Raw genomic sequence first — 17459 nt, forward strand, 5'->3', positions numbered from 1 at the left:
TGAATGTACTTTATTTAAAAAGTTAAGTTATATTCTAATTTCGTGTGGAATTCTCCGCAGGCGGTAAGAAATGAGATAATTTAGCTTTATAAAGATTGATGAGCCTTATTAAGCATAAGAACTAGGTTAGACTAGGGTTTTGCTGAGCCCATTTTCTCTATTATTATCTTAATAAAATCTTAAGGTTTTCTCGATACAATACAAATCCCAATTATTAATCAAAATGAAAAAAAATATGCCTAAATTTGTTTCGGTTTCAGAAGATGATGCTGTTCAATACTCACCAAACCAATCAACTTATTATGAATTACATCCACAATTCGATAAGACTTTTCAGAGCTATAAAACCCCTTATGAATCCACAAAAATCGATCCTAAAGAACAAGTAGTCTTAAAATCAAAAGGTATTCACCACTGCCATACTGTGATTATCAAAGATCGCACATACAACAGTTATTTTATGCTCCATGTCTCCCCGCAATCACTGCGTAGACCCTATGATCCAGTAAATAAAGAAGTTGGAACCTTAATGAATACTAGTGGTTTTGGTCTGTTTTCCATGGACAGTGATACAGCCATGACTAACTCAAAAAAACCAGCCTATATTGATTTAGACCCCTATTATTTTGATGGTAAATTAGGCACCCATCCGGATTCAGAATTAGAAGTAATTGTTGTTGCAAACCATGAATATTGGAATACAGAGAAAGTTCAACAAAATATTTTAAAAACGTTGCAAGAACGAGTTCCGGGAAAAATAAGCAAATCTAATGTAATTATTAATGAAGCATTACAGCATGCCTATTATTATAGCGTTGCATTTGATCCAAAATCTGAATCTTTAACCGTCATTTCTGATAATGGTTTATACACCGAACCTTATGAGAAGGCCTTTGACAATAATGTACATCAATATGCTAATGAGATGCTCCCAGCAGAAAAGCAAACAGAGCTTAAGAACAATCTTAAAGATCTTCGAAATCAAGCTGTTGGAATTTTAGAGCCCTTATTTGGCGCACTTTCTCCCTATGACGGATTAGAGCAACTCGTGTTGAACCCACCCCATAATTTTATTGAGTTGGCTCGGGGTCAAAGAACCCAAATAGAATCACTTATCAATAAAATGGAGTCCGTCATTAGCGAAAGTAAAAACCCAGTAATAAATCTGGGTAGTCCTGCTTTGTATGATACATACAAGCAGCTAGGCTTGTTGTATGTATGTGCTGAAAACTATTCTAAAAGTGCATTTTATTTTAGCAAAGCAGCCGATTATGCAACCAGTATGCAAAAAGCTGAATATGAAGATGATAAGCTATTCTTTTCAACTCTTGCTGGTGCGGCATGTGAACGCAGCGGGGATCTGAATAATGCCTATGCTTATTATAAAAATGCAAGTTTTCTATTTCTTGGTTATGTTAAACGCGCTGATGCTAATATAAACATTGCCCGTGTTGCATCACAAATTAAAGGGAAGGAACTTAAAGCGCTAGAGGCGGTCATTGAAGCCAAAGAAAGTCTGGATGAAGCAATAAACCAAGTTAAAGAAGAAGTCTTCCCAGAAAAAGAAAAAACTCTTGAAGCATTAAATTTAAGACTGGCTAGATGTGACGATTTGTTGCACTCATTACAAAACGTCTTAATTGAACACCGTCATGAGAATGAGGAATTGCAACATGAATACGATAAACTTTTTGCCCTCTCAACAGTCGTATTGTAATGTATAAGTTGCAACTAAGAATATAGCAGGGGAAAGCGAACGTCGTATCCGGAAATCTGCAAAGAAAATCCGGTTACGCTACGCTGCACCCAGGCTACGATTCCCAAAGATCCAATTAAGGTAATGCAAAATGCCAGTTCATGGCTTTAGACAAGCCTTCCAGCATGATTTCGCCGCGAATACTATTTCCTTTCGCATTAACGCGTGGACTTAATACAACAATCCCTGCTTTGCCAGGAACAACGGCGATGGTATAGCCCGACACCCCGCTTTTAGCCGGCATCCCGGTTTTAACCATATGAGTTCCAGTTTCATCATATAATCCACACGTTGCCATAATTGCTAAAGTAATCTTACACGTTTCGGCGGAAATGATTTGCTCCCCACTTTCTGGATCTCGTCCCCCATTAGCTAATAAAGTAGGTAAAAAGAGCATTTGCTCTAACTTAGCTTCATAGGAGCATAGGGCGAAATATAAATCCAAGGTTTCATGAACATCCGCCCCAAGATTACTCCTGCTTTTCAATAAATAGGCGAGTGCACGATTGCGGTTACCCGTTCGTTTTTCAGAAGCGAAAACCAAAGGATTAATACTCAGGCGTTGATTAAACAACTTTTGGGTCCAATGTTCTAACCATCCAAATTGTTGCTCGCCTTTGCCTGGAATATGTGAACATAAAGTAATCGCCCCAGCATTCAACATGGGATTTGAAGGTTTAGGACCAAATTGCTCTAGGCGAGTAATTGATGCAAAATCATCTCCTGAGGGCTCAACCTTAACCCATTCAAACACCTGTTGGTCACCCACTTCTTCAAGGAGTCCAATTAGAGGGATCATCTTAGATGTACTTTGCAAGGTCACAGGATTCAGGGGATTGTTGCTGTGCGCAAGAACTTGACCACCTAATGGTTGAACAGCGATGGCTGTCAAATCGGGATTCACATTGGCTAGTTCTGGAATATAATCTGCGGTCTTACCCTCTTCATTCAACTCCGCCACACGAACTAAATCTTCGAGCAAATTGATTGTAAGCAATGATGACATACGATCCTTAGACTGAAAAAAGGGCCATTATGATAAATTTAGCACATTAAAACAAATAAATTTGCAAAACGGATTCATTCGGAGATATTGCGCATTTAAGATAATTTGCTTTTAAAAACCAAGAAGAGAGAAAACTTAAAAATGCTACCTCAAAAAGATATAGCATTTTAGACAATATCCTCTTAACCTTTCACAATAGGTTTCAAGTGATCAATATCTTCTTGAATTTTTTCAACATTAGCTTGTGACTCAGTTTTTAATTTAAAAAACAATTGGTTTTCGGGAATGCTTTTACTCTTGCTATAAATTTTAACAGGTAAAGCAATAATTAAATTAAGTATTGCTCTTCCAACCCATGTTCGAAATTTTAGATCTAATGCATTATTATCCATTAAATCCGTTTTAACAATTTTTGCCATTTCAATTTTGCAATTGGATTTTATTTCTTCCTGCTTCGTGCCGGGTTCTTTTGATAAATAAGCGCTTTTAGATTCTTCTTTTGCTTTCTTAATTTGCTGTTGTAGTGAACTATTAACGCCCTTTAAAGGACCAAGACGGCTATCCTTAGAATTTTTACCTCCAATTCTCGTTATTTCCCTTTGAATTTTATCTTGAATCTCCTGTACAGCGATAAAAAACGGATCTTTTTCTACCTGTTCAGATATTTTTTGTATTCTTTGTTCTTCTTGCAATCTTTTTATTTGTAATCGTTCTTCTTCATCTAATCTTTTTTGTTCTGCTTTTCTTTCTTCTTTCAATTCCTCAGCTTTTTTTATAATACGCGGAAAATCAGATTCAAAAATTTCTATCGATATTGAAGATTTACCAGCAGGTTCTTTTGATGCCTCTTGCAATTTCTTTGCTAAATTCATAACCACAGGCAAATTTTGCGCAGATGCAACTTTAAAAAATGTACATGCAGATTGTAAAAAAGTCCGAGCATCAAGAAAAAATATCTCACCGCCAGGTATTTTCTCAGGAGTCTCTGCTAGAACAATAGTTTTCTGTCTAAAACTGGACCATGAGTCCATTAATTCTAATAACTCAGAAGGAGTTGGCAATTGCAGAGAGAATATTTTTTCCCATTGCTTTTTAGAAGCAAGCCATGGCTCTAAGATTTGTTTTGACGTAGCCATAATTCCCCCCCTAATTACAGCCTATATATATATATTATATTACTTGATTATTATTAACAGAAGATGACGTGTTTTTTTGTTTGAAAAATGGTCGTTATTCAGTGCATAGAATTGTTACGTAGGTAGACAATGTTGTAGCGATTGTTCAGGTGTTCCATGCTTAAAACCTGCGAAAAACATTCCTGGCGCTCTCATTTATATTGAGAGTGGCTACCATATTATTGGGTTAGGGCACGTTGACTTAGAGCCTATCAGTTATCATATTTTGATCTCTATTTTCAATAATATTCAACATTGATAATCAGCTCAATTTGCAAGGCTGGTTCCTGCAAAGCTAGACGCACGCATATATAAATAACGCCCATATAAATCCAAAAAGACCCAAAAAATAACTAATTGACATAAATTTAATCTAAAATTAATCATAAGACGTATTCTTTAGATTGAAATGTTATGAGTAATGTCAGGAAAATATTTAAAGGCAAATATGGAGAATATGAAAAAGGAACCATGCATGTACAAGAAGGAGGTACAGTACCCAAAATACTTAGGAAGGTGAAAAGCAATGGAGACCATGATAATGAAATTCATTTTATTGAAAAAATGGAGGATGGTGCTCGCGGAAGTGTGGTGAAAGAAAAAATTTGCCTCGACTTTTATGGACTCGCTGCTAAATCACCAACTTCTCGAATCGGTTTACATTCACAAGACTATATGCTCGATTTCCTCTTTAACTACTTTAAAGGTAAAGGTTGGACTCATAAAGATATAGAAGCATTAAGTAGTGATTATATAGCAACCATGACCTATTATGGTTCAACTCATAATAGGCAATATGCTACTTTTTTAGGAAAAAAAATTGATCAATACAGCGATCTTGGTCCTGAGTTTGTTGACTACATTGCAGTGCATAAAAGACCACCGGAGGTGGTGGTAAAAAAGGGGACCGAATTTCCGTTAGACGGATTAATGAAAATTGCTGCGATAGCCAAAATACTTGGTGATCCAGACTGGATAGGGGGCTCTGGTAGTAATTCGGGTTATACCATCGAAGATGGGCGAGCAGAAGCAATAATTGTAGATGGAGGGTTAGCATTATCTGGACCCCCCGCTGAGCTTCAGAGTAAAGACATCCAATTTGGGAACGCAATAGGGTTTGGCATAGAGTATGAAAGCTTAACTGAAAGACAAAAAGATGAATACATTGGCACTTTGAATAAATTCATTTGTTGTGAAAATCAAGGGACTTTAATTGAATATACAGTAAAGAGAAATGGTGCCTTTAACGCCGAAAAGGACGACAAGGGAAAGCCCATTATCTTATTGGATGATAAGGCGACAAAAGATATTATTGCTAAAATTACTAAAAACCTAAACGTGTTGGCGCAAACCTACAACACAGAATTAGAGCTTTATAGAAAAAAATACAATGTTCCTGAAACAATACCCTTAACTGAATTTAATATAGAAATTACAGAGACCCTAGAACAAACGGCGGAAGTTAATCAAGGTGAGAACAGTTATAATTTTTTATTAACAGCAGGGCTTAAAATTTCTACAGGGCTTGCTTTATCACTGGTTGCAGGTTTCGCCTTAAAAAAAGTAGCACAAGAAGGTTTTTTTCAAGATTCCAAGACAACTTTAGGGGTTGGTTCAGTGCTCGTGTTAGGTGGATTGGGCTTTTATAAAACTGTAAATTCGATAAAAGGTAGATTAAGCAATTCCAAAAATGCTCAGGAAGAAGACCCAGATTTTAATCGCTCACTCGACATGTGATGATTATGCTACTCCCCCTCCTTTACGTACCGCGCGTAAAGCACGATACCCAGGATTCATCAGGGTCTGTTGAACCTATTTACTGCTCTTTTTTAGGATCAATTCGATATAAAATACAATAAAAAGCCGGAACTAAAAACATTGTGAGGATCGTTCCTATAGTTAATCCAAACATAATAGTAACTGCCAGGGAAACCCAAAAAATATCTTGTAATAAAGGAATAACCCCCAATATGGTTGTCACAGCTGCATTCACCACAGGCGATAACCGACTGACCCCTGCTGAAATGACTGCATCATAAGGCGTCATTCCACTCGCACGATTTATATTCACCTGATCCAATAACACCACGGAGTTTTTAATCATCATCCCCGATAGACTCATCGCGCCCAACAAGGCAATGAACCCAAAGGGAACGCCTGTAAGAAGTAAACCAAAGGTAATTCCAATCATCGCAAAAGGAATTACCGCAATAATAATCAGTGGTGGTCGGTACGCATTAAAAAGCATCACAATAATCAACACCATAATTACTACTGCTGGGAAAAGTCCCGGCTTTAGTGCATCTGCAGATTCTCTACTGCTTTTGTATTCTCCATCCCATGTCAACGTATATCCAGGAGGTAATTTAATTTTTTCGAATTGTGGCAATATGCTCTCTCGTAAGGTATTTGCTGTAACCTCATAGGGAGAACATTGGACAGTAATTGCTCTTTTACGGTCCCAACGCCAAATAATAGGGTCTGTCCAGGCGAGTTTAATATCATTTACTACTTGCGAGACGGGAATTGTTTTTGTACTAAATTGTGAATTAACTTGTAACAAAGGCAAGTCAACTGCTGCGGTATCTCGTTCATTTAAAGGTTGGCGTAAAATAATCGGAATCAAATTATCTTGTTCTCGATAAAGACCAACCGTAACCCCATCACTGGCTCTTTGCAAGGCTTGTGCCAAATCAAGCCGAGAAATATTTGCCCAACGCGCACGTTCTTGGTGGTAATCAGGAACAATTTGCAAAACCGGTTCCCGCCAATCGGTGCGTACATCAATCGTGTTTTGATTGTTCCGTAGTATTGCTACCGCCTGATCGGCAAGATCTCGTAAAACTGCAGGATTAGCATTCGCAGGCCCACTAAATCGTGCTGCGATTTTCCAGTTATTAAATGCACCCACCGCATATTTACGAACTCGCACCATAGATTGTGGATAATTTTTACTATTCCATGCGGGTAAGGTCGCGACCATGCGATCGACATCCTTTAAACTCTTCATATTTACGATTAACTGAGCGTACGAAGAATAAGGAAATTCCGACTCCACCGGCAAGTAAAAACGAGGTGGACCTTGACCAATGAAAGTACTCACACTCGTAACGCCTGGATCAGCAAGCAGCTTTTTCTCAAGTTGTTCAAGGTCCTTAGATACAACCTCTATACGAGTTCCTTCTGGAGCCCAATAATCAATCATTACTTGTAAGCGTGACGAGTCAGGAAAATACATGATCGGAACAAAGCGAAAACAAATAATAGAAAGTACAAGTAGCCCACACATAATTAAGGAAAAAAAGAGGCGATAACGTACCGCTTCTTCCAATACAAACTTATATCCTTTATAAAACCGACTTGTATATTCCGCACCTTCACCTACTTGTTTTGGATCAGGCATAAATAAAATACACAAAAGAGGTGTCGCTGTTTGGGAAAATACCCAGCTTAAAATAAGTGAAACTGCAATTACAGTAAACAAACTTCCCGCATATTCCCCAGTATCATAAGTCGATGCAAAAATGGGAAAAAAAGCCATAGATGCAACAATGGTTGCTCCCAGTAATGGCCAAGCTGAGATCTGTGCTGCTTCTATTGCAGCATCTTGTCGTGTCTTACCTTGCTGCAAACGAGTAATAAATCCATCAACTACCACAATTGCATTATCAACCATCATCCCCATAGCAATAATTAATGCGCCTAAAGAAACACGTTGCAAATCAATATGCAACATTTTCATAACGATGAATGTTCCTAAAATTGCCAAAATGAGCCCGGACACACCGATGATCATGCCGGCTCTCATTCCCATAGTGAATGCCAATACCAGTAAGACAATGACTACTGCTTCAACTAAATTGATGATGAATGCATTAATGGACTCAGCAACGATATCGGATTGCCACGAAATTTTATGAATCTCGATTCCTCGAGGTAACTTTTCCTGAATCTCATTTAACCGTTTATCTACATCCTGCCCCACTTTAACTGCATTCACACCAGGCAATGGTGCTAATGCAATGCCAATCGCTGGTAATCCTGAATAACGCATTAATTGTTCAGGAGGATCAATGTATCCTTCTTTAACCTCAGCAAAATCGCGAATTCTAATGATTTCTTCGCTTTTTTTAGGTTGCTCATTTAATTTAAACTTCGGAATAATTGCTAAGTCGCCAATGGCATCGGCTGCATTAAACTCACCTGTTGGAGCAATACGCAAACGTTGTAATTGATAATTTACATGTCCGGCATCAACAACCTGATTTTGTAACTTTAATGTACGTTCCAAATCGTCTAAAGTCACTTCTAATTGGGAAAGTTGAGTATTTGACACATTCAAATAAATTCTTTTTTGCTGAACACCCCATAAATCCACACGAGCCACCCCTGGAACAATGCTGAGTTCCTTTTGAATTTCTTTCGTATAGTTTTCAAGTTCAGCATAATTGAATCCATCTGAGGTCACGGCCAGAAGGAAGCCAAACACATACCCGAAATCATCTCCTACAACGGGTTTTTCTGCTCCTGGTGGTAAACTGTTTTGAATGTCATCTACTTTTTTACGTAAAGTGTCCCAAACTTGCGGTAAACGATCCGACCAATATTCGTTTTTAATATTGACTTTAATAATTGAAAGTCCTGCTCTGGAAATAGAAGAAATATCTTTCACCTCAGACATTTCTTGGATTTTTTTCTCAATTCGATCGGTGACCTCTAATTCAACTTGCTCTGCACTAGCACCTGGGTAATGCGTAGTAATCGTCGCAGTTTTAACTGTAAATTCAGGATCCTCAAGCCGTCCTAGTTGGAAGAAACACAACGATCCTGCGATAAAGAACAACACCAGGATAAATGAGGTTACTGTTTTATTTTTAATTGCATAGTCCGCTAAAGCCATGGCTAATTATCCTGCTCATTCAAAAGAGTGACGCGCTCTCCCTCTTCCAAACTATGGATACCTGCTGTCACGATCCAATCGCCTTCATGCAACCCTTTTATAACCGAAATGCCCGTCGGAGTAAGTTCTCCAATTTGGATTTCACGTCGATTCACTTCGTGTTTTGTTAGATTGATTATCCACACATAAGTCTTTTTTTCGGAGTCACTCGTCAGCACTGCGGACGCAGGAATTGTATATTTGTTTTGTGCCTTTTTCGTTCGCTCAATATGCCCAGTCGCTTTCCCAGCCATACCGGGCAAGATTTCAATCTCTTTAGGTTGTTGCATAATTAATGTCACTGGATAAGTCCGAGTTTCTGGAGAGGCCTCATTGCTGACTTCTTTTATTTTTGCCGGAATTGCAGAATCAGGGAATGGATCAAAATACACAATAATATCTTTTACCTCAGAAATAGAACTGATCGCCCCTTCGGGAATCTGCACTACCATTTCAATTTGAGAAGTATCTAAGAGTCTGGCTATATTTTGCTGGTTGGCTATTGTCTGGTAATTTTCAACATACAAATTTGAAATTTTTCCATCAAATGGGGCTTTAAGCACACTGTCTTTAAGCGATTTTTCCGCTAATACTTGATTGGCTTGCGACACTCCAAGTTTTGCTTTTAAAAGATCGTAATCTGCCTTTGAAATATGCCCTTTGCCGACCAAGGCCTTGGCTCTAAGGAAATTTTGTTGATCTCGATTAAACTCCGCTTGAGCTGCTTGCAATTTTGCCTCAAACTCTCGCGGATCAAGTTTTGCAATTAATGAACCTTTTTTTACGTTGTCCCCAACTTTTACCGGCAATTCAATTAAAGAACCGCTCACATTAAACGACAAATTGACTTGTTGAACTGCACTTGCCCGCCCAGGAAAGGCACGGCCGTTAAATGCACTGATATTACCTATTTGAATGGCCTTAACCGGCCTTGCTGTATTCGGGGAGCTTTTCTTTTGCTCCTGGCTACATGAAACTCCCAAGGCAGCAGCAAGAATTAAGATAAAATAAGAAACTCGCGATGAAATAGGCGTCCTCATAAATTCATCCTTGATCTTGAGCGCTTGCTCTTTTTTATTATTAATATTCTTTAGGTTATCGTATTTCTTTTTCCTATCAGTATAGTTCAAAAATATAAGATAAATTTATTATTTTATTTGATTTTTTTTTATTAAACGTTTAATAATGGGCAATTCGAGATGCTCAATAGAGCACATAAAATGCCCCCTTTCCTTAAATTTCATCCCAAATCGTTTCCCTAAGATTCGAATATGCTAAAATCAAAGTAATCCGAGATTTTGAACATTTATGGCTCCGGATTACATACTCCATACTCAATGTAAATTTATGAAGACCGTTATGAATAACCATCAAAAAATCACGTGCCCTATTTGTGGGAAACAAAATACCTGGCGCCCTGAAAACCGGTTCAAACCTTTTTGCTCTGACCGATGTAAACTCATTGATCTAGGAGAATGGGCGAGCGAAACGCGAACAATTCCTGGAAATACCCTTGATCCAGACCTCAAAGTTGCTGTTCATAATGGGGAAGATGAATCGTTCTCTTCAGAAAACGAATAGTAATTGATAAGTTTCAGAGGAAGTGACCATCGTATTATTGTATCGTTTTTTGTTTTATTTGTTCTTCTGATGGTAATTTGATGTCATGGGCTAACCCAACACGTGATAATAAAACTATTAATATATAAGAAAGGTCAATTTGTCCATTTTTGAGCCCATGCTTGGCAGAGCTTGGAAAGGCATGATGTCCATTATGCCAACCCTCACCATAAGCAAGAATCGCCAAAAGCCAATTATTTTTACTGTTGTCTTGCGTGTTAAAGTCTTTCCTACCCCAAATGTGACAAACCGAATTGATGGACCAGGTCACATGTTGTTGGAAACAGACTCTGACAAATCCACACACAACAACTCCTTCCCAGAACGAATACCAGTTCATGTAGAGTAATCCATTGATAATCCCAGGAATAATTATTCCACTCAGCGCAATAGGGCCATAATATTTGTTTATAAATAATAAATCGCGATCCCGGAGCAAATCACCCAAGTAATATCGCCAGTTCTCAAGAGTATGGTTAGACATCCATCCCATATGGGCGTGATAAAAACCGTATAGCTTCCCTTTATTTGCCGAAAGGGGCGAATGAGGATCGAATTCGGTTTCTGTATATTTGTGATGTCTTCGATGAGCTGCTATCCAAAAGAAGGGAGGACCTTCATAAGCCATACAACCAAAACAAGCAAACACAAGTTTAACCCATCGCTTTGTTTTGAATGAGTGATGTGTTAACAAACGGTGAAAACCAATCGTAATCCCTAACACAGTACAACTGTAACAAATCAAAAATAATATTAAGGTACCAACACCAATATTAAATAACATCCCTGAAATAATACTGTAGAGTGTCACTAATAAGGGTATCCAAATGATGGCCCTACTGTAACGTTTTTCCGAACTGGTTAAACCACGATACAAATGCAATTCGGTCTGATTCATAACTACCTTTTATAGAAGACTTGTTAAGTCACCCCGATTGAATTGATAATTCTTATAACTATAGGTAATTGGTTTCCACAATTCAACCAATCAGAGTAATATTCAATCAATCCCTTGCAATAATAAGGCGTCCCGTACGCTTAGTCACAATAATTCGGCTTACTCTTATATGAAAAAAATTAGCAAAAAACTGATTATTTTTTGAACATTCCCGAAAAAAGACTACACTCATAAAATATGTGAAAACTAAGATATAGATAAATTTGTATCTGAAAATTATTTTGGCTGTGAAAATGAACTCCAGGACAAAAATCGAAAGTTTAGTCGAACTGTTCACCGAGCGTTGTCTCTCCAATCCATCAGCTCCGATATATTACTTTTCTGCAACAGGGCTGTTTGAAAACAGTCAACAACTCACCTACGGTGAACTACAACAAAAGATATATTCTATAGCTGCATTGATTCAACAGTACACTAAACCTGGAGAGCGAGTATTGTTGATTTTTACGCCTAGCCTTGATTATATAGTTACTTTTTGGGCTTGCTTGTTTTCTGGAGTGCTTGCAGTACCCGCGTATCCTCCATTTGATAAAAGTACGGTTGAAAAATTACAAGCAATTATTAACAACTCAAAACCATCTATTATTTTATCAAATACAGAAATAACCCAAAAAATTAGAAAATTAGGGTTTATAAAAAATCTTGCCTCCATTCCCTTGATTCAAAAATTTGTTAGTAAGTTCTCTACAAAAGTAGATCATTTAATGGAGTGGGATTTTCAAAGTTTTCGCTGGGTTGACATCAATAAGGCCTCCCTTGAGATGGCTGATTTATATAAGCCTTTATCATTCAAAAGTTCCGACATGTGTTATTTGCAATACACATCGGGATCAACAGCTATGCCCAAAGGGGTCATCGTACGGCATGGAAACCTATTGGATAATTTGAGCTTGGTTTATGAAACTATAGGAAAAACAAGCAATGAACGGATGGTTTCCTGGTTACCGCCTTACCATGATATGGGATTAATAGGCAATTTATTATTCCCCGTCTACACAGGCTTTAGCATTTTTATGATGTCTCCTATGTCGTTTCTCAAACACCCTTATTTGTGGCTAAAAGCAATTTCTGATTTCCAAGCGAATATCAGTGGCGGGCCGAATTTTTCATATGAAATTTGCGAAAAAAGAATTGATGAGCAATTACTCGAAAATCTGCAATTAAATTCATGGAGAGTTGCATACAATGGAGCAGAATTTATTAATCATAAGATCTTAAGTAATTTTTATAATAAATTTAGTAAATATGGATTTCAAAAAAAATCTTTTTATCCGATTTATGGTCTGGCTGAATCAACTGTATTCGTGAGCGGCTACAAAAATGGACATGACTATCCGCAATTATTGAATCTTGATCTGGAATCCTTACATCAAGATAGGGTCGAGCTATCTGACGGAACTAAAAATAACGCACATAGTGTTCTGGTTGGCTGCGGTAAGCCAATGGTCCCTTTAATTATTGTCTCTAAAGCGCCTTTTAGACTGTGTGCGGAGGGTGAAATCGGAGAAATCTGGATACGCGGGCCTAGTGTCTCCTCAGGTTATTGGGAAAATGAGGAAGCAAACAAGGAAACATTTCATGCCAATTTAGAGGATATAAAAGAAATAAAATATCTGAGAACTGGAGACTTGGGATTTTTATATAAAGATAATTTATACATTACAGGAAGAATAAAAGAACTCATTATAATCAATGGCAAAAATCACTATCCTTATGATATTGAAATCCTCATTGGCTCATTAGAGTCTCGTTTAAAAACGGGTTGTATTGCGGCATTTTCGACGCATGTTGCTGAATCGGAGCAATTGGCCATTGTAGCCGAAGTCAAGCAACTGTTCCCTGTTCATGAATGTGAAGAGATTGTAAATAAAATAAAAGCCGCTATCAGTTCAAGTTTTGGTTTAACCCCTCATTTCATCGCCTTATTACCACCTAAAAAAATTCCTAAAACCACCAGTGGCAAATTGAGAAGAAACATCATTAAAAAATTGGTAACCAACAATGAGTTAAACGCTTTTTATGTATGGCAATCTGGAAGTAAAAACTATGATGAGTAAAGATCATGTTACTGTTAGCGAAATTGAAGATTATTTACAAAATAATATAGCGAACATTCTAAGTCAGCCTAAAGACAATATCGATACAACATCTCCTTTAATGAATTTTGGGTTTGATTCTTTGCATATCCAACAGTTCATTGCCAATATTGAAGATGGCTTTCAGATTACAATCGACAGTGATTTAATTATAAATTTCGAGAATATTAAAGAACTGGCCGACTATCTACTGGAGTGCATTAATGAACAACAAGCAAAACCTGACTTCAGTACACTCAATGGTTTTTCAGACACAAAACAAAAAAGTATCGAAAAAACTAATGGGAATTATACCGAGTTTAAGGAATATCCTCCCTATGTGCAGCTAAAAAACATGCAAGCAAAACTGGGTAATACTATTTTTTTTGATTCCCAAGAAGGAACTTCCGAGAGTACGTGCATTATTGATGGAAAAGAATACATTAATTTTACCTCCTATAATTACTTGGGTCTTGCTTCTCATCCAGAGGTAATTGCCGCAAGCTGCGATGCAATTAGAACATATGGGACCTCGGTTTCTGCAAGCCGGCTCGTATCGGGACAAAAAATAATTCATCAAGAACTGGAAGATGGATTAGCGAAGTTGCTTGGAGTCGACGATGCCATTGTTTTTACCAGTGGCCACGCTACAAATGTAATGACCATTGCTCACCTCTATGGACCTGATGACTTAATTTTGCATGATGAATTAGCTCATAACAGTCTGGTCTTAGGCGCGGTTTATTCTAAAGCAACGCGCATTGCTTTTCCTCACAACGATTGGCAGGCTGTTGATACTATTTTATCTAAAGATCGAGGTTTTTATAAAAGAGTATTAATTGTTGTCGAGGGAGTTTATAGCATGGACGGCGATATCGCTAAACTTAACGAACTCATTAGCGTAAAAAATCGCCATGGTGCCTGGCTCATGGTAGATGAAGCACACTCCATGGGTGTTCTTGGGATAAATGGCAGAGGCATTGGTGAGTACTATGACCTTAATCCAACAGATGTAGAAATATGGATGGGAACTTTAAGCAAATCGTTTGCCAGTTGTGGTGGATACATTGCCGGTAAAAGAGAATTAATCGAATACTTAAAATATACGTGCCCCGGATTTGTATTTACAGTGGGGTTACCTCCAGCAAACACAGCTTCCGCCTTAGCCGCCATAAGACTTATGGCTAAAGAACCTGAGCGAATTAAACGATTGAATGAGTTGAGTCAGCTAGCAAGGAAGACTGCAATGCAATATGGTTTTGATATAGGATTAAATGAGAGTACACCTATTCTACCCATTATATTGGGAGACTCACAAAAATGCTTCAATATCTCAAAGCAATGTTTTAGCCTGGGATTGAATGTAAAACCCATTATTTATCCCGCTGTACCTGAAAATTCTGCTCGATTACGCTTTTTTATAACTGCTATTCATACACCAGAGCAAATTCTAAAATCGTTAGAAATTTTATCGCAATCAATTCATGGTTAGAATGAGGGTTTAGCACATTGAAGCAAGCCTGTTTTAATCTATTTTGTATTATACTATTAATATTGATATGGGCATTGAAACAAATAAGGGATTAATCAATGACTCAAGGAAAGAAGCCGCCTCAACTTTTTCTTGCATTTCCAGATGATTCTGAAGCATCGGAACCAATTCAAGGTGCAAACGCACCTGAGCCCTCAGCGAATGCAAGACCATGGTCACGTTTCTTTGCTCGCTCTATTGATATTACCCTATGTTCATTCCTTTTCGCCCTAATTCTCTCTTATTTGACTCCCTCATTTTTTCTCGATTTACCTGATCCAATCTTTGTCTTTATTTTTCTTTTTTTATGGATATTTGTTGAAACTATATTATTGACTACCTGGGGCACTACCCCAGGAAAAAGGCTTTTAAATATTCGGATAAAAACCACTAATGATAAAAAACCCCAACTGCTCAATGCGTTTCGACGAAGCATCAAAGTTTGGTTTTTTGGAATGGCAATGGGTATCCCGTTCATTGCTGTATTTACCTTATTTTGCGCTTATTTTGAATTAAACAAAAACAAGATAACTACTTGGGATAAATCAGAGAATTTTACAATTACTCATCAATCGATATCGATGTATAAAATAATCATTGCTGTACTCATTTTAGGAATCCCTATAGTACTGACTATTTATGAATTATATGCTTCGCAATGACATCCAAAGCAATTAGATAATCAGTTTTTTGCATTATCTTGCTCTTTCCAACTATCGGTAGTTTTTGGAAAAATTCTTACTTTAATAATTTTTGAGGGCGTTGCTTTTTCAATTTTGGCATTAAACTCTGGGAATTCAATACGTTCGCCTTCCTTAGGTAAGTAACCTAATCGATGAATGAATAATCCATTTAAAATATCAATTTCATCTTCTATATCAATCTCTTGATTAATTGCTTGCTCTAAAAAATAAATAGAGCAATTCCCAGAAGCAGATATGCTTCCATCCGCATTTAATACCCAATCCACTTTAGTACGATGAAACTCATCTTTAATGCGGCCAAGCATTACTTGCAGCAAATTATCGAGAGTGACAAAGCCTAAAATACTTCCTTTGCCGCTATACACAAGGGCAAAATGAGACGTTCCTTCACGAAATTTGTTTAATAAATCTAAGGCAGGCACGCGACGTGACACTTTAAGAACAGGTCTAATCAATGAGTGTAGTTCTTTGATTTCGCCCTGCTGATAAAAAATAGGTAGCAGATCCTTTACATGAATAATCCCAATCACCTCTTTTTTATCTGGATCATAAACCGGATATCGACTGTAGCGATGCTGCATGATTACCTCAATAATTTGCTGCATGGGCTTATTGATGTGAATCATAATCATTTCTTCACTATATCGCATGACTTCAGTAACTTTTAGATCGGCTAAATCAAGGGTATGTTCAATGATTTCGACCTCTTCCTCTGTAAGCTCACCATGCAAATGACTGGCTCCCAAGAGCAATTTGATTTCCTCTGTGGAATAAAAATATTCCGTATGATGAACTTCATCTAATTTAAAAACTTTCAAAAGAAAATTTGAGCATGTATTAAGCATCCATATTGCCGGGTACATTATCCAGTAAAAACCATATAAAGGGAGCGCAGTCCACACCGATACACGTTCTGATTGACGAACTGCAAGGGATTTAGGCATTAACTCGCCAACAACAATATGGAGAAATGAAATAAATGAAAACGCCACAAAAAAAGCAATTACTGTAATTAATCGTGGTGAGTCAATGCCAATAAAAATCAAAAAAGGTTTAAGCAATTCCGCAAAAGCCGGCTCTCCCACCCACCCCAATCCAAGTGATGCAATAGTGATCCCGAGCTGACAGGCAGATAAATAGGCATCCAGATGTTTATGTATATGAACTAAAATAGTACCGCGTAGACCATAACTATCCTTGATCGCTTCAACGCGAGTTGCGCGAAGCTTTACCATGCCGAATTCGGCAGCAACAAAAAATGCATTGAGTAAAACCAACAGGAACGCCAAAAAAACCTGTAACAAGTTAATCACTTATTGTCCTTATCTAAAAACCCTAGGAATTTTTATCCTTTTTTAGGGACTCTTTCCAAGCTTGCTCTTCAGACTGCGTTGCAAAAATCTCTGTGTCTGATTTTTCCGACAGATCTTTCGCTACTTTTTTATGTTTAGGAACTGGCATGCCACCGGGTTTATTTCGAACCTTATTTACTCGTTCCACGGCATGTGGATGAGGATTTAAATAGTTTTTCATATAAGTCCTTTTTAAACTTTCACTATTAGTATAAGTATAGACCGTTGTAGTTGGGTAAAGCACAGAGTCCCCAACACATCTCTGAGAAACCATTCCATCTCTATTTCGACACCCCACGGACAAGCCATGGGGTGTAAGCGCAGATGCGATCAAGGTAGCATA

Annotated in this window: 13 protein-coding genes; 6 read left to right on the plus strand and 7 right to left on the minus strand. The window is 37.6% G+C overall.

Going from position 1 to position 17459, the window contains the following annotated elements; translation table 11 throughout:
* Positions 1-235 precede the first annotated feature (235 nt).
* Positions 236-1717, plus strand: a complete 1482-nt coding sequence (locus tag ACWTEW_RS13635; RefSeq protein WP_454782193.1) for a hypothetical protein — start codon at positions 236-238, stop codon at positions 1715-1717.
* Between the two features lie 115 nt (positions 1718-1832).
* On the opposite strand, the gene glsA is transcribed toward ACWTEW_RS13635, so the two are convergent.
* On the minus strand, positions 1833-2762 hold the full coding sequence (gene glsA, locus ACWTEW_RS13640; protein ID WP_454782194.1) for a glutaminase A: 930 nt from the start codon (positions 2760-2762) through the stop codon (positions 1833-1835).
* Between the two features lie 182 nt (positions 2763-2944).
* Entirely contained in the window at positions 2945-3898 is a 954-nt protein-coding gene (locus tag ACWTEW_RS13645) for a hypothetical protein (RefSeq protein ID WP_454782195.1), read from the minus strand.
* 453 nt (positions 3899-4351) lie between these two features.
* On the opposite strand from ACWTEW_RS13645, the gene ACWTEW_RS13650 reads away from it, so the two are divergent.
* Positions 4352-5674 carry a hypothetical protein gene (locus ACWTEW_RS13650; RefSeq protein WP_454782196.1) on the plus strand — a complete coding sequence of 441 codons (1323 nt, stop codon included), beginning with the start codon at positions 4352-4354 and terminating at the stop codon, positions 5672-5674.
* A 79-nt stretch (positions 5675-5753) separates the two neighbouring features.
* Here the strand turns inward: ACWTEW_RS13650 and ACWTEW_RS13655 are convergent, their stop codons facing one another.
* Both ACWTEW_RS13655 and ACWTEW_RS13660 read right to left on the minus strand, forming a co-directional pair.
* On the minus strand, positions 5754-8837 hold the full coding sequence (locus tag ACWTEW_RS13655; protein WP_454782197.1) for an efflux RND transporter permease subunit: 3084 nt from the start codon (positions 8835-8837) through the stop codon (positions 5754-5756).
* Positions 8838-8839: 2 nt separating this feature from the next.
* Positions 8840-9916, minus strand: a complete 1077-nt coding sequence (locus ACWTEW_RS13660) for an efflux RND transporter periplasmic adaptor subunit (protein WP_454782198.1) — start codon at positions 9914-9916, stop codon at positions 8840-8842.
* A gap of 319 nt (positions 9917-10235) precedes the next feature.
* On the opposite strand from ACWTEW_RS13660, the gene ACWTEW_RS13665 reads away from it, so the two are divergent.
* Entirely contained in the window at positions 10236-10457 is a 222-nt protein-coding gene (locus ACWTEW_RS13665; protein ID WP_454782199.1) for a DNA gyrase inhibitor YacG, read from the plus strand.
* A gap of 34 nt (positions 10458-10491) precedes the next feature.
* On the opposite strand, the gene ACWTEW_RS13670 is transcribed toward ACWTEW_RS13665, so the two are convergent.
* The gene (locus ACWTEW_RS13670) at positions 10492-11394 is read right to left on the minus strand and encodes an acyl-CoA desaturase (RefSeq protein ID WP_454782200.1); all 903 of its coding nucleotides are present in this window, start codon (positions 11392-11394) and stop codon (positions 10492-10494) included.
* Positions 11395-11687: 293 nt separating this feature from the next.
* Between ACWTEW_RS13670 and ACWTEW_RS13675 the strand changes: the two genes are divergently transcribed.
* The 3 genes from ACWTEW_RS13675 (at position 11688) to ACWTEW_RS13685 (ending at position 15722) form a co-directional block, all read left to right on the plus strand.
* On the plus strand, positions 11688-13511 hold the full coding sequence (locus ACWTEW_RS13675) for a fatty acyl-AMP ligase (protein ID WP_454782201.1): 1824 nt from the start codon (positions 11688-11690) through the stop codon (positions 13509-13511).
* A complete protein-coding gene (locus tag ACWTEW_RS13680) occupies positions 13501-15021 on the plus strand; it encodes an aminotransferase class I/II-fold pyridoxal phosphate-dependent enzyme (RefSeq protein ID WP_454782202.1) in 1521 nt (506 codons plus the stop codon). The genes ACWTEW_RS13675 and ACWTEW_RS13680 overlap by 11 nt, the downstream gene beginning before the upstream one ends.
* A gap of 98 nt (positions 15022-15119) precedes the next feature.
* On the plus strand, positions 15120-15722 hold the full coding sequence (locus ACWTEW_RS13685) for an RDD family protein (RefSeq protein WP_454782203.1): 603 nt from the start codon (positions 15120-15122) through the stop codon (positions 15720-15722).
* Between the two features lie 20 nt (positions 15723-15742).
* Here ACWTEW_RS13685 and ACWTEW_RS13690 read toward each other — a convergent pair whose 3' ends face one another.
* Positions 15743-17077 carry a hemolysin family protein gene (locus ACWTEW_RS13690; RefSeq protein ID WP_454782204.1) on the minus strand — a complete coding sequence of 445 codons (1335 nt, stop codon included), beginning with the start codon at positions 17075-17077 and terminating at the stop codon, positions 15743-15745.
* A 22-nt stretch (positions 17078-17099) separates the two neighbouring features.
* Positions 17100-17297: a hypothetical protein gene (locus ACWTEW_RS13695; RefSeq protein ID WP_454782205.1), complete on the minus strand. Its 198-nt coding sequence runs from the start codon at positions 17295-17297 to the stop codon at positions 17100-17102.
* Between the last annotated feature and the right edge of the window lie 162 nt (positions 17298-17459).

Source organism: Legionella stuttgartensis (assembly GCF_977063405.2).

What these genes read in the sequence shown, in the direction of transcription:
- ACWTEW_RS13655 (WP_454782197.1), bottom strand. Translation starts at nt 8,837, where the DNA reads ATGGCTTTAGCGGACTATGCAATTAAAAATAAAACAGTAACCTCATTT.
- ACWTEW_RS13660 (WP_454782198.1), bottom strand. Translation starts at nt 9,916, where the DNA reads ATGAGGACGCCTATTTCATCGCGAGTTTCTTATTTTATCTTAATTCTT.
- glsA (WP_454782194.1), bottom strand. Translation starts at nt 2,762, where the DNA reads ATGTCATCATTGCTTACAATCAATTTGCTCGAAGATTTAGTTCGTGTG.
- ACWTEW_RS13645 (WP_454782195.1), bottom strand. Translation starts at nt 3,898, where the DNA reads ATGGCTACGTCAAAACAAATCTTAGAGCCATGGCTTGCTTCTAAAAAG.
- ACWTEW_RS13680 (WP_454782202.1), top strand. Translation starts at nt 13,501, where the DNA reads ATGATGAGTAAAGATCATGTTACTGTTAGCGAAATTGAAGATTATTTA.
- ACWTEW_RS13675 (WP_454782201.1), top strand. Translation starts at nt 11,688, where the DNA reads ATGAACTCCAGGACAAAAATCGAAAGTTTAGTCGAACTGTTCACCGAG.
- ACWTEW_RS13695 (WP_454782205.1), bottom strand. Translation starts at nt 17,297, where the DNA reads ATGAAAAACTATTTAAATCCTCATCCACATGCCGTGGAACGAGTAAAT.
- ACWTEW_RS13650 (WP_454782196.1), top strand. Translation starts at nt 4,352, where the DNA reads ATGAGTAATGTCAGGAAAATATTTAAAGGCAAATATGGAGAATATGAA.
- ACWTEW_RS13665 (WP_454782199.1), top strand. Translation starts at nt 10,236, where the DNA reads ATGAATAACCATCAAAAAATCACGTGCCCTATTTGTGGGAAACAAAAT.
- ACWTEW_RS13635 (WP_454782193.1), top strand. Translation starts at nt 236, where the DNA reads ATGCCTAAATTTGTTTCGGTTTCAGAAGATGATGCTGTTCAATACTCA.
- ACWTEW_RS13670 (WP_454782200.1), bottom strand. Translation starts at nt 11,394, where the DNA reads ATGAATCAGACCGAATTGCATTTGTATCGTGGTTTAACCAGTTCGGAA.
- ACWTEW_RS13685 (WP_454782203.1), top strand. Translation starts at nt 15,120, where the DNA reads ATGACTCAAGGAAAGAAGCCGCCTCAACTTTTTCTTGCATTTCCAGAT.